The organism is Parafrankia sp. BMG5.11, from assembly GCF_004337455.1.
Map to the genome: position 1 here is coordinate 106,679 of NZ_SJXI01000001.1, position 21,090 is coordinate 127,768.

A 21,090-nucleotide genomic window follows, 5' to 3' on the forward strand; every position below is an offset into this window, starting at 1 on the left:
CCTTAAACTAATCTCGTCTGGCCGTCAGACAAGTTTTGGCAACGACCCGCGGGATGCGTTATACGGCACGCAAGGAGAGACCCGATGGACGTGACCGCAGACACCCTCCATGGCGCCGCCGAGCGCGCCAAGTTCCGTGAGATGAAGGAAGGGACCCAGGAAGACTGGGCCCTCATCGGCGGCGAATACATGGCGTTTGCGCAAGGGCTGCCCGATCGCGTGCTCGCCCACCTGAAGCTGCTGGAAGGCGACTTTGGCGGCTTTCCGATCTGCCGGCTCGAACACTCGCTGCAGACCGCCACCCGCGCGCACCGCGACGGGCGCGACGAAGCTTACGTGGTGATGGCGCTGCTGCACGACATCGGCGACACGCTGGGCACCTTCAATCATCCCGAAGTCGCCGCCTCGATCATCAAGCCGTTCGTGTCCGAAGAAGTGCACTGGATCTGCCAGAACCACGGGCATTTCCAGGGCTATTACTACTTCCACTACCTCGGCATGGACCAGCATTCGCGCGAGCAGTTCCGTGACAATCCGTTCTTCGACGCCTGCGCGGAATTCTGCGAGGAATACGATCAGGCGGCGTTCGATCCGGCGTACGAGAGCGAGCGCCTGGAATTCTTCGAACCGATGGTGCGCCGGGTGATGGCGCGGCCGATCAACTCGATTTACGCCAAGGTGGCCGAAGCCAAGGCAGCTTAGCGCGCGGTCGAATCCCGCCGGAAATGCGTGCGCCAGTCGGCGGGCGCCCCGGCGGCTGCCAATGCGGCGATCTGGGCCAATTCTCCGGCAACCGACGCGGCGCGCTCGTCCCACCCGTCATGCGTCGGCGCGCGGAAGATCCAGCCGTCGTTGCCCGGGCCCCATTTGCGGAAGAATCGCACCGCGGCCGCGGGTTCGTAGCCGGCGTTCGCCAGCAGCCAGGGCATCAGCCGGTCGGCCTCGCGCTCGGTGACGCGGATGTTCCTGGCGCTGCGGCGGCCCGTCAGCCACGCGCGGTGAGCGAGGAGGTTATGCGCGAATTCGTGCGCGGTCGCTGCGGCGATCTCGTCTTCGGCGAGGCCAAAGCCCGCGAACTTGCGGCCGAACACCACCCGCTTGCCATCAGCCAGCGCCCGCCCGCCGCCATCGAGCAGTTCGAACCGGGTGGGGCACGCAGGTACGCCGGCGATGGTCGCTTCGCGAACCGCTCCGTCAGGTCCGCGCCAGGCGATGCGCACCGCGCCGTCGCGCTTCAGTGCAGCGTCGATCACATCATGCAGGCCGGCAAGGCGCCGCCAATCGTTAGCGGGCGCTGCCGGCAGGTTCGCCATCGGCTGACCGTCCAGCGCGACGATCTCGTGATTCGCGGCTAGGCCGGCGAGCGCGGCGGGAGAGCCAGGCACCGCGGCCTCGACCGCGATATCGCCCGCGATGCCCGCTGCCGCGCGCATCCGCGCGGGCCGCGCATAGTTGGTCATGTCCTGCAGCAGCAGCCCGATCGCGGGGACGGCATCGCAGAATGCCGCGTTGCCGGTGGCCAGGCGCCAGCCGATCGATTGGAGCCGCAGGTCATCCGCCTGCAAGCTGGCGAGCGCAGCCCGGTCTTCCGCCACCCCGGCCTGGACCGCGCCAGGCATGAGCGCCAGCGCCGCGGCCACTGCCAGCAGGCGAGCCGGCGCGCGCGTCACGCCCCGCCGTCGGCCGCCGCCGCGATCGCCTCGGCCAGCTTGTCGCGCCCGACAGCGCCGGAGAACGCCTGGTCGCCGATCACCCAACTCGGCGTCCCTTCGAACCCCAGCTTGCGCGCCAGTTCGTAGTTGGTCCTGAGTTCGAGCTCCACCGCGGGAGATGCGGCGAATGCGCGGGCAGACGCCATGTCGAGCCCGGCGCCCGTGGCCGCGCGCTCGACCGAAGCCGGGCTGGGCGGGCTTTGCGCGAACATCAGGTCGTGAAAGGCGGCATACTTGCCCTGGTTCGCGGCGGCGAGCGCCATCCGGGCAGCTCCATCGCTGCCTTCGAAGATGGGCCATTCGCGCACCACCACCCGCAGGTTCGGGTTGTCGGCGATCAGCGCCTGCACATCGGCGACCGACTGGCGACAGAATGTGCAGCCATAATCGGTGAATTCGACCAGCGTAACCGAGCCTTGCGGATTGCCCAGCACAGCGCCGGGGAACGGCTTGGCGACATCCGCCGAGACAGACGCCACGCGCTTCCGCCCTTCGTTCTGCTGCAGTCGCTCCGCCATCTTGGGCAGCACTTCGGGATTGGCCAGCAGCCAGCGCTCAGTCGCGCGGTCTTGCAGGCCGCTGACCGAAAACAGCCAGGCGCCCGCGAAGCCGCATATCAGTGCCGCCAGCGCGGTCATGATGGTCCGTTTCATCAGGAGCGGCTACTTGCGCTTCTTGCCGCGTTCAAGCTCGCCCCGCGCCTGCATCGCGATATCCTGCGCGCGCAGCCAGTCAGGGGTGCCGGTCTCAAGGCCGGCTTCGGCCGCCTGCGCGCTGCGTAGCGCTTCGGTATACTGCCCGCTCATCACCTGTTGCTCGGCACTGGCGAGGCGCGCGCGTGGCATGTCGCCGTTCGCGGCATAGATCACCCCCAGCTGATACCACGCGAACGGGTTCAGCCGATCGCGCGCCACCGCCGCCCGCAGCACCTGCTCGGCTTCGGCGTAGTGGCTCTTGTCCTCGGTCGCGATCAGCGCGTGGCCGAACAGTGACGCGATCAGAGGCTGGTTGCTGGTCAGCGCCGTCGCCTCGCGCAGCGGTTCGATCGCATCGGCGGGCCGCCCGGATTCCAGCAGCACCTGACCTTCCAGTTCCAGGAAATACGGATCGTCCGGATCGCTTTTCAGCAGCGCATCGGTCTCGCTCAGCGCCTTGTCCATCAGCGCCTGTTTGTGAAACGCATAGGCGCGAGCATAACGCGCCGGTGCGGTGGTGTCGGTTTCGGGATATTGCCGCAGGGTCTGCGCCGGTTCTTGGATATAGCCCGCGAGCTTGGCCTTGACCCGTTCGAACCGCGCCTGGAGCTGCGCGTCGTCGGGCTTGGCCCAAGCGGGATCCGCCTCGTAATCGCGGGTCAAGCGGGCGATCCGATCCCCCGACATCGGGTGCGTCGAGCCATAGCCCGCCTCGTCGCTGTGGCTCACGCCATAGCGGAACTCCATGCTCTGGAGCTTTTTGAAGAACGCCAGGCTGCCCCGGCCCGACATGCCCGCCTTGGAGAGGTACTGCGCGCCGGCGGCGTCGGCGGCGCTTTCCTGTACGCGGCTGAACGCCAGGAATTTGCCCATCGCCGCCTGCTGGCCGGCCATCATCACCCCCATCGCGGCATCCCCCGCGCCGGCGACCGCGGCCGCGACGCCCAGCAGCATAGACAGGATCGAGATCCGGCTGGCCTTGGCATATCCTTGCGACGAGGTGATCACGTGCCCGCCGGTGATGTGCCCCAGTTCGTGCGCGATGACGCCCTGAACTTCGGCGGCGGTGTCGGCTTTCTCGATCAGGCCGGAATGGATGTAGACCGCCTGCCCGCCCGCGACGAAGGCGTTGACGGATCGATCGTTGATCATGACGATCTCGACATTGCCGGGGGCGAGACCGGCGGCGGCCACCAGCGGCGCGGCCATGTCGCTCAGCAGGGCTTCGGTCTCCGCATCGCGCAGGACCGACTGGGCGCTCGCCGGCTGGGTCAGCAGCGACAGCGCCGCGACGATCGCGAAAAGGCGGGGCAGGATGCGCATGGCGCGAACGCTAGCGATTTTCGCGCTGAACCGGAACTGAAGCCCCGCGCGCCTGCGCAGCGAAGGCGAGCAACGGGTCCAGCACCTTGCCGCCCTGCGCGAACGGCTTCGACAGCGCCATGATGATGCCGGCGTGGCCCATGCCCTCGAACTCCACCTCCTGCACCCGACCGCCCGCGGACTTGAGGGCGCTCGCGAGGCGCCGGGAGTTGCGCACGCGCACGACGGTGTCGTCGGTACCGTGCAGCAACAGGATGGGCGGCGCATCCGCGCGGGCGAAGCTGATCGGCTGGGTCGTGCGCGGATTGGCCACGCCGGCCATCGCGTTGCGGGCCGAATCGCTGGTGAAGGGATAGAAATCGGCCGGTCCCGCCAGGCTCACCGTCCCGGCGATGACGCGTTCGGGCACCCCCGCCTCCGCCAGCCACTGCGGGTCCAGCGTCAGCATCAGCACGTTGTAGGCCCCAGCCGAATGGCCCGCGAGCACCAGCTTGTCGGCGCTGATCTGCGCCGCCGCGGCTCGATCTCGCGCCCACCGCACCCCGGCGGCGCTGTCCTTCAGCATCGCGGGAAAGCGGCCTTCGGGCACCAGTCGGTAACCAACCAGCGCGGTGGCATAGCCACGGTCGGCCAGCGTGCGGGCGACAAAGCGGTATTCGGGCGTATCGCCCGAGTGCCACCCGCCGCCATAGATGAACACCACCAGCGGCCACCCGCCGGCCGGCGCCTTGCCCGCCGGGGTCCACAGTTCCACGTTCTGGTGATCGGCCGGGCCATAACGGCCCTGCGCCGCCAGCCGCGCCGGCACGTCGCGGGCAAAACGCGCGTCGATCCATTCGAGGGTTCCGGCCGAACCTTGCGCGGCCGCCCAGCGCCACAGGCCAAAAGCGCCCAAGCCCAGCACCGCGAGCACGATCAGCGTCACCATGAGCCAGCGCCTTCCCCTGCTGCGCGTCACTTCGCAGTTCCCTTGTCCTGGATGGTGTGGACGATCTGCGCGGTCTCGCCGCCGGTGGAAATCCCGTTCGCGCGCAGGAATGCGTCGCCCGTGGCGTAATCGTCACCCAGCCACAGCGGCACTCCGGCAGCCTCGATCGTCGAGCGGCCGGCGATCTCCTGCGGCGACAGCGGACCGGCCCCGGTCCGGATGAACACCGCGGCGATCCGGCCGGGATGGCCTCGCACCGTGTCTGCGTATGCGGGCAAGTCGCCTTGCGTATCATCGCCGATCAGCGCGAAGCGCATGTCGGGATAGAACACCAGCAACGCATCCAGCGCGGCGCGCTTGTGGGCTCCGTGGCTTTCCGAACCCAGGGTCGCACGGTTGAGCCCCCAGTCGCGCAGCAGCAGCGGCCCGAGCGGCAGATTGCGGCTCTGCTGGAACGCGACGAGATAAGAGAACAGGTTCCACGGGCTGGAGGACACATAGAAGAACGGCCGGTGCGTCGCCGCATACCGCGCCCCGACCACCTCCGGCTTCGCCAACACCGCGCCGCCGCCGAGCGCGCCGAAGAATACATCGGCGCTTGGCACCGCGATCCGCTCGTCCGGCAGTTCGGCCAGGACGCGGCGCCAGTTGCGCAGCATCGCGCGCGGCCCGCCGGTGATCCCGGTCTCCACGATCGTGTCGTCGATGTCGGAGATTACGGCGAGCTGCGTGGTGCTTCCCGGGGCCAGCACGAAACCTTCGGCGCACTGGGGCCCCGCCGCGGTCAGCCAGTGAAAGCAGACGACTTCCCACGCGGGGTCACGCGCCAGCGGCCAGGCGGGGTCGAGCGGCACATCGAACCGGACGTAGCCTTCCTGGTCGGTGACGCCCTCACGCTCAATCGTGGCGCCATCGGGCCGCTTGAGTTCCAGTCGAACCGCAAGGCCCGGCACCTCGCGCGAGGCGAACTGCGCGAGCATTGTGCGCATCGCCTGGAGCCGGCCGCGGGGCGCGAACACGTCCCCGCGCGGCGTTCCCGCCCGCAAGGCGCGAGCGGCGATCGTCAGGCGTGTTTCGCTGCGATAGCCGAAGTACGGCTGCAAACGGATGGAAGCACGGTCGAACAACGGCATCGCTGCCTGCGCTAGCGGCACCAGGGCGCAAAGGACAGCCCCGGACCTAGTGAGCGTTCAGTTCAGGCGACGAGCTTCTTGCCGACCTTTTCCACCAACGGCAGGTCGGCGACTTCGCCCAGCACCACCACGTTGCCGTCGACCCGGCGGATCATCACCAGTGCGAATTCCTCGCCTTCGGCCGCAATATCCTCGAACCCCAGCGGGGCGATCGCCCGCAGCTTGCGCGCCAGCGCCTCACGCGGGGTTTCACGGACCGCCACGTCGCCGTTGTCGGCGCGGCGATAGTCGCGTTCGGCCTGCACCACGCCCTTGAGCCCGCCCTCGGCCTCGCCCAGCAAGCGGGCGAGGGTGCCACGCTCCACGCCCATGCGGTGCGCATGGCTGAGGACGGCGGCATATTCGGTCAGGCGCGTCTTGTCGTAATCGGCGCCGAACACCAGCTTGACCACCGGCGTCATCGGCGCGCGTTCCTGGACCGTCAGGCCACTGTCGGCGACCAGTTCGGCAAATGCATCGGGTTCGCTCGCGGCGGCGAGGCTGAAATCATAGGCGCGGCCGACCGCGGCATACAGCGCGCTGCGGCTGCGATCCTCGCAACTGCGGGCCGCCAACGCCAGTTCGCGTGCTTCGGCGAGGCAATCGAACAGGCCTTCTTCGCCGGCGGGTTCCGCCGGGACGAGCGCCGTCGACTGCACGGGTGCGGGCACCAGCGACACCGGGTGCGCCAGTTCGGCGACCGGCTCTTCGACTGGCTCGGGGGCTGGCTCCAGGGCCGGCTCGGGAAGCAGTTCGACAGGGGTCGGGTTCTGCCACGCAGCCAGCGCGGCATCCTGGTCGGCATAGTCGTATTCGTCGGCCTCGTCCTCGTCATCGGCGCCGAATTCATCGGCTTCGCCAAGATCGAGCGGCTCCCGGCCCAGCTTGGACCCGCCGAGGGACAGCAACGACGCAAAGCGGGTCAGCCCGGCCGGCTCGTCATCGACGGCCTCGATCGCTTCGTAGAGGTCGGCCGAATCATCGTCGCTTTCGTCCTCGTCATCGTAATCGTTCGCGCCGAACGCGGGCAGCGGGAAGGGGTCGGCGGACGCCGGTGCACGGCGCGAAGGATGCGGCGCCGGTGCGCTCTCGAATGTGCCGGGTCCATCGGCCCAGTCGGTCACCGGGTCGGGACTGCGGCGGTCGGGCGCCGGCTCGTCGCTGGTCTCCAGCGCCTGGTCGATTTCGAGCAGCAGCTCGTCACTGGTCAGTTGGTCAGCCATTTCTTTCCAGTTGATCACGCCAAAGATGAAATCGATCATGTCGTCGTCGCTTGAATACGGCAGCAGGATCCCGCGGTAGAGGATGGTGCTGCCGCGCTGGTTGACGAATTCCGCCTCGAACCCGATCGGCGCCTGGTTGGCGAGGATCTGCATGTAGTGGTCGGTAATCCGGCTCAGCAGCGAGCGGGCGGGCACGTCGGCCAGTTGCGTGATCCCGGCAGGGGTATCACATTCGGCCGCCAGCGCGGTGCCCAGATAGCGTACCGCAGGATTCTCGATCCCGTTGGTGAAATCGAGCAGCACCGAATAGGGGCCGAAGTCGGGCAGATCGGCCGGCTCCAGATCCTCGATCGACGGCAGGTTCTTGTCCGACAGCAGGCTGGCCCAGTGATTGTAGGCGCGCACCTGCATCCGGCGCTCGTCCTGCCCGACGGGGCTGGGCGGTGGTTCGCTGCTGAAATCGTCATCGGCCGGCGCCAGGTCGAGCGCTTCGTCGTAATCGGCCAGACCGAAATGTCCGCGCAAGGTGTCCATCTGCTCGCCGCTGCCCCTCTGAATAGCGATGGGGAGCGTTGTGGCGCGGCGTGGTAAACATACCGTTAAGTTGCGCCGCGACTTTCGTCAGCGGCGGCGGCAGTCACATCAGATAGCGCATCCGGATCGTTTCGCTGACATCGCGCGAACCGACCGGAAAGGCCGCCTGGCCGAACTTCGGCGGACCCATCTTCACTGGGGCGTCGCGCGAGAAGCCGAACCCTTCGCGCGGGATCAGGCCCAGCGTGCGATCGGCTTTGCCGTTGCCGTTCTCATCGTGCAGCACCGAAATCGCGTATTTGCCTTGCGGCAACTGGCCGAAGCTGACCATCGCGTGGTTCGCCGGCAGCTTGGCGGTGCGCGCGGTGGTGCTGCCCTTGCAGTTAGGGAACCGGTCTTCTTCGCGCGTGAGACATACCAGCACCTGCCCCTTGGCGGAGCGCAGGCCGGTCACCGTCAGGCTGACGCTGCCGCCCGGACTTGCCGCACCCCCCAGCATGCTGGCCGAGATCGCCAGGATCAGGGCGTGGCGAGGCCGCGGTCGGTGCCGCACAGCTTGTCCCAGAACCGGAAGTAGAGGCCATAGTTGCATGTGTAGCGATCGTGATGCCGTTGATGGTGGCTCGCCGTTATCAGCCAATTACCTGCGGGGGAATGAACCAACCAGCGGGGAAACATCTCCCACCCCATATGATTCGTCACTCCCATCACCGTCATGACGGTGAGGACGAGCCCCAGCATCGCCACGTGAATCGGGATCAGGAACACTAACGCCGGGATCACGATCGCGCCGGTCAGCGCCTCGATCGGGTGAAAGCTCATCGCCGCCCAGGCGGTCGGCGGGCGGCTGGCGTGATGAACCGCGTGCGCGATGCGAAAGGCGCGCGGCCGGTGCATCCAGCGGTGAGTCCAGTAAAACCACGTGTCGTGCAGCACGAGGTAGAGCAGCGGAGCCAGCGGCAGATACCACAGCGGCCAATCGGTCCAGCCGGTGTAAATCCGGGTCCAGCCGCGCTCCTGCCAGCCCCACGCGACGATCCCGGCGGGGATGCCATAGATCGCCGCGGATGCCAGCGACCACAGCACTTCGCGCCTGATCTGCGCGTCGAGACCGTCGTAATGGCCGGGTCGCACGCGCCGCGTGGCCAACGCGAACAGCCCGCTGGACGCGAAGTAGCGCGCCGCGACGATCGCGGTCATCGCCAGCGCGGACAGGATGATGGCGAGCAGCACGGTGGTGCTTATGCGCGCTTATCGGTGCGCGCTACAACCCCTGGCCCCATGGCGCGCAATGCGGATCGCCCGCCACGATCTGGCGCCGCAACGACGCGCGGGCGAGACGCTCCACCTCCACCTTGCGCCGGGCGGGCGCCAGGGGGTGGCTGGGGGCGGGGCGGATGATCTCCGCGTCGTAGCCGTCGGCGACGATCACCCCGCAGCAATCCGGCCTGAAATCCAGCGCATCAAGCAGCGCGCTGTCGATCGCCGGCGGGATGCCCCAGTAGAACCGGTCGCAGAAATCGAGATAGTCGGGCCACTTGCCGTCGCCCATCAGGTCGGCGCGGCTGACCTTGATCTCGACAATCACGATCCGGCCCTTCGGATCGACGCCCATCAGATCCGCCCGCCGCCCGTTGCGCAGCGGCATTTCGGACAGGCACCAGATGTCGTTGCGCGCAAACAACCGGCAGATCCCGCGGGCCACCGATTGGGCACACGGGTTTTCAGCGGCGAGCGACAGCGCAGGTAAATCGGGCATCCATGCGGATTGGAACGAAACGCGAACCTGGTCAAGCTCTAGCGCGACCTTGGCCTCTCACGCTTGCGCAGCGGCCCCATGTGACCCTGCTCGGGTACCAGTTCCAAAAGGGCGCCGCGCGCCTGATGGTATTCGCGCCACAGGCTGAGCGCGGCGGGCGTGGGATCCTGCCCCCGCGCCGCAACCGCGAGCAGCGCCTTGACTCCGGGCGTCATCATCGCGGCGATGTCGGCCACGCCGGTGGCGGCAAGTTCCAGCCGCCAGCCGCCGGCGTCCTTGATCAGCGCCGGGAAGTTGCGGACCTGAGCGCTGGGTTTTTCCGCCGCCAGTCCGGCCATCGACGCCACCGCGGCGGCCGCATCCTGCAACGCGGCCCACTGGATGCTCATCGCGCTCGGTCCGCGCGCGGCGGAGCCGTCGTGGCGAATCGCTGTCGCGAAGTCGGTGGGGATGGCGTTCATCGTGACGCGGTCGTTAACCTGGCTTCGCTTGCCAAATCGCTAATGCGCGGCGTGCAAAGACGGTGCAAAGTCTCTGGCCACCCCGAACCCGCTTTGCTAAGCGCGCGCCTTCCGGGCTTGTCCGGTCAGCACCCGTAGCTCAGCTGGATAGAGCGCTGCCCTCCGAAGGCAGAGGTCACAGGTTCGAATCCTGTCGGGTGCACCAAACCTCAAAAATCACCGTCTTCTGAGCATCTTAGAAACGCTCGGCGTGCAACGTGTAGCACAACTGTGTCGCACAAGACCTCCACTCCTGATGGTCTAAACGACTGTTCTGCTGAAGCATTCTCGACGATTACCCGTGACACAAGGGTGTATCACAAGCGCCTCCGGGGAATGTGGCGTCGAGGCGCAACCTATCAACTACGTATTCGGGTTCCTGCCGACCTCGTCTCGATCATCGGCAAGACTCACATCAATCGGACGTTGGGCACAGCGTCATACCGGGATGCTCTCGTACGGTCTCGCGTGCTCGCCCTCGAAATCGTCGATGCGTTTGAGAGCGCGAGGCTCGGTGCGGCCCTCCCCCACGGAATCGCTGCGCGACCGGCTTCTGATCGATCCGCACCTTCCCACGCACGGGCAGAGAAAGGTCTCACCCTCATCCAAGCGTGGGATCGCTATCTCGCAGACCCGAGTAGTGCTCGGACGCGAAAAACTCGGTTGGCCTACGAGACAGTCAGGAATTTTATCGTCGCCATTCTCGGTGATCGGCTCATTTCATCCGTGGGCCGACAGGACTGTCGCCGTGTGATGGAAACCCTGCATCGCCTGCCTTCGAACTTCCGGAAGAGATGGCCTGACATGACGCCGGAAGCCATCGCAGAAATGGCTCAGCGCGAAGGGCTTCGACCGATGTCGGCTGCAAACTGCAACGGGTACATGACCCGTTGGTCAGGCATGATGAACTGGCTTGTGAAGGAGGAGCTTGCGAGCCGGAACCCCTGCATAGGCCTGCGGGTGGCAGACCCGGTTCCCGTCCGCGAAAAACGGCTACCGTTCTCACCGGGACAACTTCAACGCATTTTCAGCGGCGAGCCTTTCCACGACCTCAAGGCGATCTCCGAGGGCAGAGCCGACCCGATGACGCCCTCGGCCTTCTACGTTCCACTGATCGCGCTGTTCAGTGGTCTGAGGCAGAACGAAATCTGCCAACAGACCATCGATGACATCGTCGAAATCGACGGCGTGTTCGCGTTTGTAGTTCAGCCTGACCGCGAGTTGGGCAAGCGCGTGAAAACAACGTCCAGCGAGCGATTGGTCCCGGTCCACCCAGTACTGGTCCGCGCTCGATTACTTGATCACTGGCGAGCCTGCAAAGCTGCGGAGCAGCGACGTTTGTGGTCCGAGTTGGAGTTGGATCGCTTCGGCTACGCGTCGGCGAACTTCTCTAAATGGTTTGCGCGATATCTCCTGAAGACAGGCGCGAAGCAGGACCGGACTGCGTTCCACAGCTTCCGGCATTTCGGGAAAGCGTCTGTAGATGCTGCTGGAGATGGTCACCCTCAGGCTGATCCTGTCGGGTGCACCAACTTTCGCAATTCTCGCCGATCAAGGTTCAGGCCGCTCGTGCTTGCGCGTTGCGCGGTGCAAGCCCCCGCCGTGTCAGGCGGGCTCAAACCAGCCGGAGCATTGCTTTCCAACCGTCAATGTTCGCGCCCGGCTCGCCACAGCGTCTGCGTCAACGGTTCGGTGAGGTAGGACAGGGCACTGCGCTTGCGTAGAGGAATGAGCACCTCGGCCGGCAGGCCGGGCTTCAGTCCTCCGCGCGCGCGGAACTCGCTGATCACCGCCAGCTGTTCGCGCGGCACCTCCACCTCGATCCGGAAAAACCGGGCGCCGCTGCGTTCGTCCTCGAAACTGTCCGCCGACACGTTCGCCAGCCGCCCTTCGAGGATGGGAATGTTGCGTTCCTGGAGGGCGGGGAAGCGGATCTGGGTGGCCATGCCGACCGCCAGATCGTCGGCGTCGCTTGGCGAAGCCTTGGCCTCGATCAGCAGCCGGCGGTCCTGCGGCACGATCTCCATCAGCGTTTCCCCCGGTGAGATGACGCCCCCGACGGTGAACACCTTGAGCCCCACGACCCGTCCGCCTGCCGGCGCGCGGATCTTGGAGCGTTCGATCTGCTCGCGGGCGGCATGGAGGCGCGGGGTGATCTCGCTCAGGCGGACCTGCACGGCGCGCAGGTCGTCGGCCACCTGTTCCATCATTTCGCGGTCCAGCGACACCGTGCGCAGGCGTGTCTCGCCGATCCCTTCGGACGTCCGCGCGACCTCGGCCTGAAGGGCGCCGAAGCTGCCGTTCAGTTCGGCTGCGGCGCGTTCGGTCGCCCGGATCTGCGACTTGGAGACGAAGCCCCGATCCGCCAGTTCGCGCAGACCCGACAGCTCTTCGTTGATGAGCCGGCTCTGTTCGCGATTGTAATGGATCTGCTCGCGATACCCGCCGATCTGTTCGGATTGCTGGCGGGTGCGCTGAACCAGAAGGTCGCGTTCGTTGGACATCGACGCGCGCCGGGCTTCGAACAGCAGCCGCTGGCCGCGCATGGCTTCGTCGGCGATCAGCCGGTCGGCGGGTTTGAGGTTCGCAAACTCGGCCGGTTCGGGCACGCTTGACCGCCGGTCCCGCTCAGCCAGCAGTCGGGCCTGCTGCGCCTGCAAGGCGATCAGTTCGCCGGTGAGGCCGCGCTCGCTCGCCAGCACCTCGGGCGCGGATACGGTCAGCAGCACGTCGCCGGCTTCGACCATGGCGCCCTCCCGCGCGTTCAGCGTGGTCACGATGCCCCCGTCGCGGTGCTGCACGGTTTGCCGATTACCCGAAACCGTGACCACGCCCTCGGCGAAGGCGCCGGCATCCAGGGGCACGAGGGCCGCGAAGCCCAGCAGCGCCACGAAAAAGGCGCCGCCGATCACGGCGCCACTGCGCAGTTCGCGTCGCGGCGCATCCACGGCGTCGTCGGCGGGTTGCGAGGTGCCCGTCACGGGCGTCCAGCTCATGTCGTTCATGCGTGCGCTCTCCCCGTCATCGGCACCACGGTATGTTTCTCCATCCGGGCGCGGATTTTCGCCATGATCTCCTCACGCGGCCCGAAATCGGCGACCGCGCCGTCTTCCAGCACCAGCAGTTTTTCGGCAGTCGACAGGATGGCGGCCCGGTGCGCCACGATCATGCTGCGCTCATCCCGGCCAGCGCGTTCGCTTCCGACTGCGTGATCGCGACGTCCAGCCACTCGTTGATGAAGGCGACATCGCCCGACTTCAGGATCTCCAGCTTGTTGGCTTCGACCTGGCGGTTGTGTTCGGAGTGGAACACATGGTGGACCGCGGTCAGTCCGATGTTCTCGTTGCCGCGCCCGTCGCCGGTGATGAAATGGCGATCGAGCAGTTCGTTGTCGTACTGGGTGTTCCGCCCATTGACCGAGGTGACCGCATTGCCGGTCGCGCTGTCGGCATCCGCCACCAGATTGCCCCCGCTCAGGACGGGCGCCGCGTTGTGCGCGATGTCGTCAAGGAAGGCGTGCGCGGTGCGCACCGGCACCACCGCTCCGTCCGGGCCGGTTTCTCCCGGCAGGCCCAGCAACAGGTGTACCGGGGCGTCAGGCGTCCCGCTGACCACGATGTCGTCCGCGGTGTTGGGGATGCCGTCCGGCCCGATGCCGATGATGACCTGCGCAAAGCCATTCGCGTCGGGGATGAAGTTGCCGTACGGATCGCTGCGGATCAGCGGGATCGCCCCGATGTCCTTGTCGGTCAGCACGATCCCCAGCATCTCGCGCGCATGCGCCTTGACGTCGGCCCAGGTGGCAAGGCCGCCGGTGCTGCCTTCGAGCAGGTGCCCCGTGGCTTGCGGCCGGCCATCGACGAGTTCGTACTCGCGCATGAAGATCTGCTTCGACGCGTGCGAGCCGTAGGTCTGGTTCTGGTCGACGAACGGCGTGGTGGTGTTGGGCGTTTCGCCATTGGCGTCGACCTGCGCGCGGGTCATCACCATGAAGTTGGTGTGGCTGCCTTCGACGTACAGCGGGTCGTCGGGCTGCAATGGGATGTAGACGGTGCCGTTTCCGCCCTTGGGGATCAGGTCGAGACCGTGATCAAAGAACTGCCCGAAGAAGGTCATCCACGCGTTGAAGGGCGCGGAGAGGCCTTCGTCGGGTGCGGTGTTGGGGATGACCAGGCTGTCGCCCTGCATCGTTAGTCCATAATCGCCGGCCAGCGAATCGAACTGCTCACGGGTCAGGGTTCCGGCCTCGAACGCGTTCCAGGCCAGGTGCAGCGTCTGCACGGCGGCCATGGGATCCCCAGCATAACCGGTCTGCGTCAGCGCGGCGGAGATCGCTGCCGGATTGCCCGGCGTCTGGTCGACGATCAGGTTGGAGATGAGCCGCGGATCGGCATCGGCCACGCTGCCGGTGGCGCCGTAATTGGTGTTGGTCACGGCCGGGGCCGGGCCCGGTCCATCGGGGTCGAACTGGTCGCCGTCCGCGTCGTTGCGGTAATAGGGGTCGAACATGCGCGGAAGATTCTGGTCGGACGCGCCCCAGGTTTCCCGCCCCTCCACGAGGTTGTTGTACGTTCCGTCGACCGTGCGCAGGCCGACCGGCAGGCGCGGATCCTCGATCAGTTCCGAAAGCGGCGTTCCGGACGCGTGCGCTTCGGCGATCTTGATCTGGCGAAGAATGAAAACAAGGTCGTGCAGATTGAGCTTAACAGTCATGTTCGCCCCCTATGGTAGCAGACATGAAGATCAGCGGGCAGACACCGTTAAAAACGGGCTGCGGGTTATTCTTCAATGTCGCCGGGTGTTTCCCGACTCGTGGATAGAGTGGGAACAATGATTGACAGGGGATGCTTTGGTCTATTCTCCTGACGGATTACTGGTCGGGGTAGACTTCTTGCCTAATTGACTAACCGGCTGGTCTTTCGTTCTATATCGTTGGTTATAGAAAGCGCGCAGGACGAACGGACAGCTCCCGCGCTTTCGCGCAGGGGCAATCCGGGGCGGGAAAAGTCTAGTGGTGGTAGCGGACTGCGGCCGCGGAGGCGCCGGCATCCTTCGTTCGGCTGAGGTCTTGCAGCTTCGTGACGGCCGATACCCGGTTGACCACGCCGAGCGCGCGGTACGCGGCGTTCAGGTGGACCTTGACCGTCCCTTCGCAAATGCCCAGCTCGCGGCCGATCTGCTTGTTCGACTTCCCTTGCGCCAGGACGTGCAACACGTTCAGCTGTTGCTGCGTCAACGCGGCGGTGGTCTTGCAGGGGGTGACGGCCGGATCGCCGCAAAGCCGCGAAAAATAGGGCCGCCCATCGGCAAGCGCGGCGATCACGTCGCATACCTCGTCGGCGATATGGTCGTGATCGATGCAGGCCAACGCCCCTACGGCGATGCATCTCGAGACGAGGTCACGAGAGACCGCGGGCACGGCCAGGCACGTTCTGGGCGGATGGTGTTCGCGCAGCACTGTGCCAAGGCCCGTCATCCCGCTCATCCCGGGAAGATCAACGTCCACAATCAACAGCGAATCGGTCCGCTGGTGGATGGCATCAACAAGGGCTTCGAATGAACCGACCGTCGAAACGGAAACCTTGCCGCAAGAATTTTCTATTATCGTTTTAATTCCGACCCGTGACAGCGCATTTTCATGCGCTACAATCACAGATTGTTCTAACAAGACTTTTTCCCCCGCTAACTAGTGCATAAACCTCACGTTTACTTCCGGTTAAGCTTGGATCGTGTCCCGGAACGCGGGCAGAGTCGAATCCTATCAGCCTTGGGGTGACCGGCCTGCGCGCGATGCCTTTCGTGACTAATCGTGGAGCGAACAGCGGCGGAGGCCACGCAAGCCTGGGCCAAGATTCAGCTTGGCCCCAAGTGCGCGAGCCCTCCCGCGCTCAGTTCACCTGCCGCTCGCGGCCTTCCCAGTACGGTGCGCGTAATTCGCGGCGCAGGATCTTGCCCGATGGGTTGCGGGGCAGGGCATCGATGAAGTCGACCGTCTTGGGGCACTTGAACCCGGCGATCTTCTCCCGCGCGTAGCCAATCACTCCGTCAGCCTCGAGCTGCACGCCCGGGCGGCGAACGACCACTGCTTTCACCGCCTCGCCCCACTTGTCGTCGGGCACGCCGATCACCGCGACGTCGGCGATATCCGGGTGGCCGTAGATCGCGCTTTCCACCTCGGCGGGATAGACGTTCTCGCCGCCGGTGATGATCATGTCCTTGATGCGGTCCTGGATGAATAGGTAGCCGTCCTCGTCGAGGATGCCCGCATCGCCGGTGCGCAACCAGCCGTCGGGCGAGAGCACCCGCGCGGTTTCTTCCGGACGGTTCCAGTACCCCTTCATCGTGGTCGGGCTCCAGATCGCCACTTCGCCGATCTCGCCCGGCGGCAAGATGTTGCCTTCGGCATCGAGAATGCGGATCCCGCACGCCGGCAGCGCCTTGCCGGCTGAGCGCATCACGCCCTCGCGCCCCGGCCGGTGATCCTCGGGCGGCAGGCTGACGACGGTGCCGTACGTCTCGGTCATGCCGTACATCTGCGCAAAGTCGCAGCCGAGCTTGTCCACCCCGCGCTGCAGCAGGTCGAGCGGGATCGGGCTGGCGCCATAGGCCATGCCTTCCAGGTTCGAGAAATCGGCGCCCTGGGCGTCGGGATGGTCGAGCATCATGGCCAGCGCGGCGGGCACCAGGAAGGCCCACTTGGCCTTGTAGCGCTGGATGTCGTTCAGGATCAGCGCGGGATCGAATTCGGTGTGGATGATCAGTTCCTGCCCGCCGTTGACCGCCCCGGTGACGGAGCCGACCCCGGCGATGTGGCCGAACGGCATCGCGTGGATCAGCGTATCGCCCGGCTGCGAGCTGAACCAGCCGATCCCCTGCTCCTGCATGATCGGCCGCAGCACGGTGGCATTGCGGTGAGTGAGCATCACCCCCTTGGGCATCCCGGTGGTGCCCGAGGTGTAGAGCTGCAGGAACACGTCCCCGCGATCGACCGGGGTCTGCACCGGGGCGGCGGACTGCGCATCGCGCCAGGCATCGAACCGCTCGTCCATCATCACCCGCTCGCCGTCGAACGCCTGATTTTCGAACAACGGCTCGACGAACAGCGCGCCGGCCTCAGCATCGCGCAGGATGAACTCGATCTCCGCCGGGGCGAGGCGCCAGATGATCGGCACCAGCACCATGCCGGCGCGCGCCGCGCCCAGCACCAGCTCGCACGCGCGGAACGAATTCTTGCCGAGATAGGCGATGCGCGCGCCGGGCTTAAGGCCCATCGCGGCGAGGCCGTTGGCGACCTGCGTGGCGTGGCGATCGTAAGTGCGCCAGTCCACCGTCACGTCGTTGTGGCGCAGGGCGACCCCATCGGGGGTCTCTGCCGCCCATTGCGCCAGCGCATCGCCCAGGGTCCGCGACTTGTCGGGAAAATCCATCAACCTCTCCTCTCGAGCCGCCTTTGGCGGTCAATCCGGAAGACAGGTTGCGTCGGGAAACTCGTTATCGCAAGCGGCTTAGTCGAACCCCCGCTCCAGGAAGCGCAAGGCGCACCCCGCGAGCAGCGCCGAACCGCGCGGCAGGGCCGTCTCGTCGACGTACATGCGCGGGCTGTGGATCGAACAGGCGCTGCGCCAGTCGTCACCTTCGCGCGCCACGCCCAGGAAGAACATCGCGCCCGGCACCTGCTCCAGGACATAGGAGAAATCTTCCGCGCCCATGATCGGCGCGGGCAGGGTGATCCAGTCACTTTCCCCGAACAATTCGCCGGTCACGCCGCGGCCCAGCGCAACCGCCCGCTCGTCGCACATGGTGACCGGGAAGCCCGGGGTGACCGTGACGCTGGCGGACAGGCCATATCCGGCGGCGATGCCCCGGGCGGTTTCGGCCACCAGCTCGTGCGCGCGTTCGCGGTTGCGCGGGGTCAGCGTGCGGAGCGTACCGCGCAAGGTCACCTGGTCGGGGATCACGTTGTGCGCGGTGCCGGCCTCGATCATCGTCACCGTCACCACCACCGCGTCGGCGGCGTTGAAGCGGCGGGTGACCATCGCCTGCAGCGCGGTGACGACCGCGCAGGCGGCGGGGACCGGATCGAGCGTGTCGTGCGGCATCGAGGCGTGCCCGCCACGGCCCTCGACCACGATCTCGATCTGGTCGGCACTCGCCATCAGCGCGCCCGCGCGGCCGGCGAACGCGCCGTGGCGCGCGTTGGGCATGATGTGCAGCGCGAACGCCGCTTGCGGCATGGGGGCGATCAGCCCGTCATCGAGCATGTGCCGGGCGCCGTGAAACCCTTCCTCGCCCGGCTGGAACATGAACTGGACCTCACCGGCGATTTCCTCGCGACGCGCGCACAGCAGCTCGGCGGCGCCCGCCAGCATCGCGGTATGGGTGTCGTGACCGCACGAGTGCATCCGGCCGGGGGTGGTGGAGGCAAACTCCAGCCCGGTGTGCTCGTCCATCGGCAGCGCGTCCATGTCGCCGCGCAACAGGACCCGGCCATGTCCTTCGACACCCGCTTTGCCGCCCTTGAGCGTCGCCACCGCGCCCGTCGTGCTGCCGCCTTCGCGCCACTCCAGCGGCAGGTGGGCCAGCGCCGCGCGCACTTTGGCGAGGGTCTTGGGGGTGTCGAGGCCCAGTTCGGGTTCGGCGTGGATGGCGCGGCGCAGGGACACGATCCGGTCGGAGATCGCGCGCGCCGAATCGAGCAGGTCAGGGTGCAGCATGGCGGCAGGCTACTTCGCTTCGCCCCCGCGCACGCAAGAAAAGTGTATCAGCGCCGCGCCCGCCCGGTCTAAAGACGCGCCGCTCATGCCGCTTTCCCCGCCCGCAAACCCTGCGTCGCCGAAGGTCGGGGTCATCTTCAATCCCCGCAGCCATCGCAACCGCACCAGCCGCGCCGCGGCCGAGGCGCTGCCCGGCGTGGTGGTGGCCTCGCCCGCCATGCGGGGGGAGCTGCGCGGCGTGCTGACCGACTTCGCCGAGCGCGCGGTGGACTGCATCGTCATCAGCGGCGGCGACGGGACCGTGCGCGACGTGCTGACCGCCGGGATGCCGCTGTTCGGGGCCGACTGGCCGCTGCTCGCGGTGCTGCCGACCGGCAAGACCAACGCGCTCAACGTCGATCTCGGCGCGCCGAAGAACTGGACGCTGGAAGGGGTGATCGCCGCGATCGCAGACGGGCGCCAGGTGGTGCGGCGCCCCCTGGTGGTCCGCGACCTCAGCGACGGGGGTGAACTGGTCGGCTTCGTGTTCGGCGCGGGGCTGTTCACCGTCGCTATCAACGCCGGGCAGGATGCCCACCGGCTGGGCGCGTTCGACAGCCTGGCGATCGGCGCGACCGCGGGCTGGGGTCTGTTGCAGACACTGTTCGGGTCCGACCGCAACGTGTGGCGCCGGGGGGCGCCGATGCGCGTGCGCTTGGGGCAGGACGCGCGCGAATTGCCGCACGCCGCCAAGGGCGATCCGCAGCGGCGCGCGCTGCTGCTGGCGTCCACCATCGAAGGGTTTTCGTTCGGCATGAAGCCGTTCGGCGCGCGCACCGGCCTGAAACTCGGCGTGATCGACCACCCGCGCCGGCGGCTGATGGCGCTGATCCCGATGATCGCCGCCGGATGGGACCGGCCGCTGCTCGCCCGGCTGGGGCTGCACCGGTGCGAGACCGACCGCATCCTGCTCGACCTCGGCGGCCGGTTCATCCTTGATGGAGAGGCGTTTCCCGAAGGATCGTACGAACTCACGCCAGGACCGCCGCTGCGCTTCGTGGTGCCGTGACCCCCGCGCTGGAACAACGGGTCGTGGCGGCGCTGGACGCGCCGATCGTGCCTGAAGTGCGGGCAATCGCGGCGGCGCTCGGCCACGAGGCGGGTGCGCGGGCGGTGCTGTTCTACGGCTCCAACCTGCGCACCGGATCGCTCGACGGAGTGCTTGATTTCTATGTCCTGCTGCCTGGCCGGCAGGTCGAGAGGATCTGGCCGCGGGTGTCATACCGCGAATGGCCGGCGGACGGGGTGACCTTGCGAGCCAAGATCGCGACTCTGTCCTTGGAAACCTTTGCCCGCGCTGCCGGGGGGCAATCGCGCGATACCACGATCTGGGCGCGCTTCGTCCAGCCGGCGGGACTTGCGTGGGCGGCGGACGAGGCGGCGCGGGGCGCGGTGGTCGCGGCGGTGGCGGGTGCGGCGGTGACCGCGGCGCGGCTCGCGGCGGCCCTCGGGCCTGTGCAGGGAACCGCCGAGGCGTACTGGCGGGCGCTGTTTCGCGCGACCTACCGGGCTGAATTCCGGGTCGAGAAGCCGGGGCGCGAAAACGACATCCTGTCAGTCAACGCCGGCCACTTCGCCGGTCTGCTGCCGATCGCGTGGGAAGCGGCGGGGATCGCATTCGACCGGGATGGATCGGATCTGCGCCCGCGGCTGGGCGTCCGGGAGCGCGCCCGCATCGAACGATGGTGGCGCACTCGTGCCCGGCTCGGCAAACCGTTCAACCTCCTGCGGCTGGTCAAGGCGAGCACCACCTTCGACGGCGCGGCCCGCTATGCTGCCTGGAAGATCGAGCGGCACACCGGCGTGCCGATCGCGATCACCCCGTGGCGCGAAAAGCATCCGGTGCTCGCCGCCCCCGCCGTGCTGTGGCGCGTGTGGCGCAGCCGGCGCTGAGTTACATGTAGCGCATGCCGATGCGGATCGATTTCACTCCGCTGCCGACCGCGAACGCCGTCTTGGTGTGGCTCGGCTTGCCCAGGTTGAAGATGTTGATCGACGGATTGTTCGACATGCCGCCGCCATCGCTCGACAGATCGGTGTCACCATTGCCGTTGAGATCGTGGCGGACGGCGATGCCATAGCTGCCCGCCGCCGGAACGGGGACGCAAAAGGTCATCGTGCCGGCCCGGGCGGACGCTTCGATGCGGTTGATCCAGCGGCCTTTCTTCAGCCAGTCCGCCGCCGTCGCGCGGTAGCTTTGCACGCGGATCTTCCCGCGCGACTCCTTGATCCCGTCGACCGTCACCAGCACGGCCGGGCCACCGCCGCTGCGGCACTGGTTCAGGTTGTTGCCGATCGTCTGCCGGTACTGCGCCTGCGCCGGCACCGCGAGGCTCATCGCCAGCGCGCCGAGCGCGACCGTGCTGATGGAAAGGCGGGAGGTCGTCGAAGTCATGTGCATATCCATATGGCGGGCGGGTCGACACGGCTCAAGCCGGCGGTGCGCATGGTGGCAGCCCGGGATCGCCGCGGCCACTACCGGGGGCGGGCT

21 protein-coding genes, 1 tRNA gene and 1 pseudogene are annotated in these 21,090 nt (G+C 67.0%); 6 read left to right on the forward strand and 17 right to left on the reverse strand.

What is annotated here, in order from left to right; genetic code table 11:
• Window positions 1-84 precede the first annotated feature (84 nt).
• Window positions 85-702 carry an HD domain-containing protein gene (locus E0504_RS00605; protein WP_131620914.1) on the forward strand — a complete coding sequence of 206 codons (618 nt, stop codon included), beginning with the start codon at window positions 85-87 and terminating at the stop codon, window positions 700-702.
• Here the strand turns inward: E0504_RS00605 and E0504_RS00610 are convergent.
• From E0504_RS00610 to E0504_RS00655, 10 genes are all read right to left on the reverse strand, one after another.
• Window positions 699-1,670, reverse strand: coding sequence for a PDZ domain-containing protein (locus tag E0504_RS00610; protein WP_131620916.1), 972 nt, complete (start codon window positions 1,668-1,670; stop codon window positions 699-701). The genes E0504_RS00605 and E0504_RS00610 overlap by 4 nt on opposite strands.
• Entirely contained in the window at window positions 1,667-2,365 is a 699-nt protein-coding gene (locus E0504_RS00615) for a DsbA family protein (protein WP_131620918.1), read from the reverse strand. Before E0504_RS00615 ends, E0504_RS00610 begins: the two co-directional genes overlap by 4 nt.
• 9 nt (window positions 2,366-2,374) lie before the next feature.
• Window positions 2,375-3,730 carry a M48 family metalloprotease gene (locus E0504_RS00620; RefSeq protein WP_131620920.1) on the reverse strand — a complete coding sequence of 452 codons (1,356 nt, stop codon included), beginning with the start codon at window positions 3,728-3,730 and terminating at the stop codon, window positions 2,375-2,377.
• Window positions 3,731-3,740: 10 nt separating this feature from the next.
• Window positions 3,741-4,658, reverse strand: coding sequence for an alpha/beta hydrolase (locus E0504_RS00625; protein WP_131620922.1), 918 nt, complete (start codon window positions 4,656-4,658; stop codon window positions 3,741-3,743).
• 26 nt (window positions 4,659-4,684) lie between these two features.
• Window positions 4,685-5,791, reverse strand: a complete 1,107-nt coding sequence (locus E0504_RS00630; RefSeq protein ID WP_131620924.1) for a phosphatase domain-containing protein — start codon at window positions 5,789-5,791, stop codon at window positions 4,685-4,687.
• A gap of 62 nt (window positions 5,792-5,853) precedes the next feature.
• Complete coding sequence (locus tag E0504_RS00635; RefSeq protein WP_131620926.1) at window positions 5,854-7,587, reverse strand: hypothetical protein; 1,734 nt, start codon at window positions 7,585-7,587, stop codon at window positions 5,854-5,856.
• Between the two features lie 103 nt (window positions 7,588-7,690).
• The gene (locus E0504_RS00640) at window positions 7,691-8,086 is read right to left on the reverse strand and encodes a DUF2141 domain-containing protein (protein ID WP_131620928.1); all 396 of its coding nucleotides are present in this window, start codon (window positions 8,084-8,086) and stop codon (window positions 7,691-7,693) included.
• Between the two features lie 20 nt (window positions 8,087-8,106).
• Entirely contained in the window at window positions 8,107-8,820 is a 714-nt protein-coding gene (locus tag E0504_RS00645; RefSeq protein WP_131620930.1) for a sterol desaturase family protein, read from the reverse strand.
• Window positions 8,821-8,851: 31 nt separating this feature from the next.
• Window positions 8,852-9,346, reverse strand: a complete 495-nt coding sequence (locus E0504_RS00650) for an MmcB family DNA repair protein (protein WP_131620932.1) — start codon at window positions 9,344-9,346, stop codon at window positions 8,852-8,854.
• 38 nt (window positions 9,347-9,384) lie between these two features.
• Complete coding sequence (locus tag E0504_RS00655; RefSeq protein ID WP_207912045.1) at window positions 9,385-9,807, reverse strand: hypothetical protein; 423 nt, start codon at window positions 9,805-9,807, stop codon at window positions 9,385-9,387.
• Window positions 9,808-9,935: 128 nt separating this feature from the next.
• On the opposite strand from E0504_RS00655, the gene E0504_RS00660 reads away from it, so the two are divergent.
• The 3 genes and pseudogenes from E0504_RS00660 (at window position 9,936) to E0504_RS00665 (ending at window position 11,547) form a co-directional block, all read left to right on the forward strand.
• A tRNA-Arg gene (locus tag E0504_RS00660) sits at window positions 9,936-10,012 on the forward strand.
• Between the two features lie 170 nt (window positions 10,013-10,182).
• A pseudogene (locus E0504_RS53960) lies at window positions 10,183-10,344 on the forward strand (DUF6538 domain-containing protein); the annotation flags it as partial.
• A gap of 165 nt (window positions 10,345-10,509) precedes the next feature.
• On the forward strand, window positions 10,510-11,547 hold the full coding sequence (locus tag E0504_RS00665; protein WP_131620934.1) for a site-specific integrase: 1,038 nt from the start codon (window positions 10,510-10,512) through the stop codon (window positions 11,545-11,547).
• Here the strand turns inward: E0504_RS00665 and E0504_RS00670 are convergent.
• The 6 genes from E0504_RS00670 to E0504_RS00690 form a co-directional block, all read right to left on the reverse strand.
• Window positions 11,493-12,851 (reverse strand): HlyD family type I secretion periplasmic adaptor subunit, encoded by a 1,359-nt coding sequence (locus E0504_RS00670; RefSeq protein WP_207912046.1) that lies wholly within the window; start codon window positions 12,849-12,851, stop codon window positions 11,493-11,495. The two genes, E0504_RS00665 and E0504_RS00670, sit on opposite strands and share 55 nt — an antisense overlap.
• Window positions 12,848-13,015, reverse strand: a complete 168-nt coding sequence (locus E0504_RS50145; RefSeq protein ID WP_165938359.1) for a hypothetical protein — start codon at window positions 13,013-13,015, stop codon at window positions 12,848-12,850. The genes E0504_RS00670 and E0504_RS50145 overlap by 4 nt, the downstream gene beginning before the upstream one ends.
• A complete protein-coding gene (locus E0504_RS00675) occupies window positions 13,012-14,355 on the reverse strand; it encodes a peroxidase family protein (protein WP_243657375.1) in 1,344 nt (447 codons plus the stop codon). Before E0504_RS00675 ends, E0504_RS50145 begins: the two co-directional genes overlap by 4 nt.
• Window positions 14,356-14,854: 499 nt before the next feature.
• Entirely contained in the window at window positions 14,855-15,499 is a 645-nt protein-coding gene (locus E0504_RS00680) for a LuxR family transcriptional regulator (RefSeq protein ID WP_165938360.1), read from the reverse strand.
• Between the two features lie 235 nt (window positions 15,500-15,734).
• On the reverse strand, window positions 15,735-17,273 hold the full coding sequence (locus E0504_RS00685; protein WP_131620940.1) for a long-chain-fatty-acid--CoA ligase: 1,539 nt from the start codon (window positions 17,271-17,273) through the stop codon (window positions 15,735-15,737).
• A gap of 78 nt (window positions 17,274-17,351) precedes the next feature.
• A complete protein-coding gene (locus tag E0504_RS00690) occupies window positions 17,352-18,560 on the reverse strand; it encodes a M20 family metallopeptidase (RefSeq protein WP_131620942.1) in 1,209 nt (402 codons plus the stop codon).
• Here E0504_RS00690 and E0504_RS00695 point away from each other — a divergent pair.
• Entirely contained in the window at window positions 18,559-19,608 is a 1,050-nt protein-coding gene (locus E0504_RS00695) for a diacylglycerol kinase family protein (RefSeq protein ID WP_165938361.1), read from the forward strand. The two genes, E0504_RS00690 and E0504_RS00695, sit on opposite strands and share 2 nt — an antisense overlap.
• Window positions 19,605-20,492 carry a hypothetical protein gene (locus E0504_RS00700; protein WP_131620946.1) on the forward strand — a complete coding sequence of 296 codons (888 nt, stop codon included), beginning with the start codon at window positions 19,605-19,607 and terminating at the stop codon, window positions 20,490-20,492. The genes E0504_RS00695 and E0504_RS00700 overlap by 4 nt, the downstream gene beginning before the upstream one ends.
• A gap of 1 nt (window position 20,493) precedes the next feature.
• Here the strand turns inward: E0504_RS00700 and E0504_RS00705 are convergent, their stop codons facing one another.
• Window positions 20,494-21,000 carry a DUF2141 domain-containing protein gene (locus tag E0504_RS00705; protein ID WP_165938383.1) on the reverse strand — a complete coding sequence of 169 codons (507 nt, stop codon included), beginning with the start codon at window positions 20,998-21,000 and terminating at the stop codon, window positions 20,494-20,496.
• Between the last annotated feature and the right edge of the window lie 90 nt (window positions 21,001-21,090).

Excerpts from the sequence above, each read along its gene's own strand:
- E0504_RS00675 (WP_243657375.1), bottom strand. The coding sequence starts at position 14,355 with ATGTTCGACCCCTATTACCGCAACGACGCGGACGGCGACCAGTTCGAC.
- E0504_RS00690 (WP_131620942.1), bottom strand. The coding sequence starts at position 18,560 with ATGCTGCACCCTGACCTGCTCGATTCGGCGCGCGCGATCTCCGACCGG.
- E0504_RS00640 (WP_131620928.1), bottom strand. The coding sequence starts at position 8,086 with ATGCTGGGGGGTGCGGCAAGTCCGGGCGGCAGCGTCAGCCTGACGGTG.
- E0504_RS00630 (WP_131620924.1), bottom strand. The coding sequence starts at position 5,791 with ATGCCGTTGTTCGACCGTGCTTCCATCCGTTTGCAGCCGTACTTCGGC.
- E0504_RS00695 (WP_165938361.1), top strand. The coding sequence starts at position 18,559 with ATGGCGGCAGGCTACTTCGCTTCGCCCCCGCGCACGCAAGAAAAGTGT.
- E0504_RS00670 (WP_207912046.1), bottom strand. The coding sequence starts at position 12,851 with ATGAACGACATGAGCTGGACGCCCGTGACGGGCACCTCGCAACCCGCC.
- E0504_RS00650 (WP_131620932.1), bottom strand. The coding sequence starts at position 9,346 with ATGCCCGATTTACCTGCGCTGTCGCTCGCCGCTGAAAACCCGTGTGCC.
- E0504_RS00620 (WP_131620920.1), bottom strand. The coding sequence starts at position 3,730 with ATGCGCATCCTGCCCCGCCTTTTCGCGATCGTCGCGGCGCTGTCGCTG.
- E0504_RS00685 (WP_131620940.1), bottom strand. The coding sequence starts at position 17,273 with ATGGATTTTCCCGACAAGTCGCGGACCCTGGGCGATGCGCTGGCGCAA.
- E0504_RS00615 (WP_131620918.1), bottom strand. The coding sequence starts at position 2,365 with ATGAAACGGACCATCATGACCGCGCTGGCGGCACTGATATGCGGCTTC.
- E0504_RS00635 (WP_131620926.1), bottom strand. The coding sequence starts at position 7,587 with ATGGACACCTTGCGCGGACATTTCGGTCTGGCCGATTACGACGAAGCG.
- E0504_RS00705 (WP_165938383.1), bottom strand. The coding sequence starts at position 21,000 with ATGCACATGACTTCGACGACCTCCCGCCTTTCCATCAGCACGGTCGCG.
- E0504_RS00605 (WP_131620914.1), top strand. The coding sequence starts at position 85 with ATGGACGTGACCGCAGACACCCTCCATGGCGCCGCCGAGCGCGCCAAG.
- E0504_RS00655 (WP_207912045.1), bottom strand. The coding sequence starts at position 9,807 with ATGAACGCCATCCCCACCGACTTCGCGACAGCGATTCGCCACGACGGC.
- E0504_RS00625 (WP_131620922.1), bottom strand. The coding sequence starts at position 4,658 with ATGGTGACGCTGATCGTGCTCGCGGTGCTGGGCTTGGGCGCTTTTGGC.
- E0504_RS50145 (WP_165938359.1), bottom strand. The coding sequence starts at position 13,015 with ATGATCGTGGCGCACCGGGCCGCCATCCTGTCGACTGCCGAAAAACTG.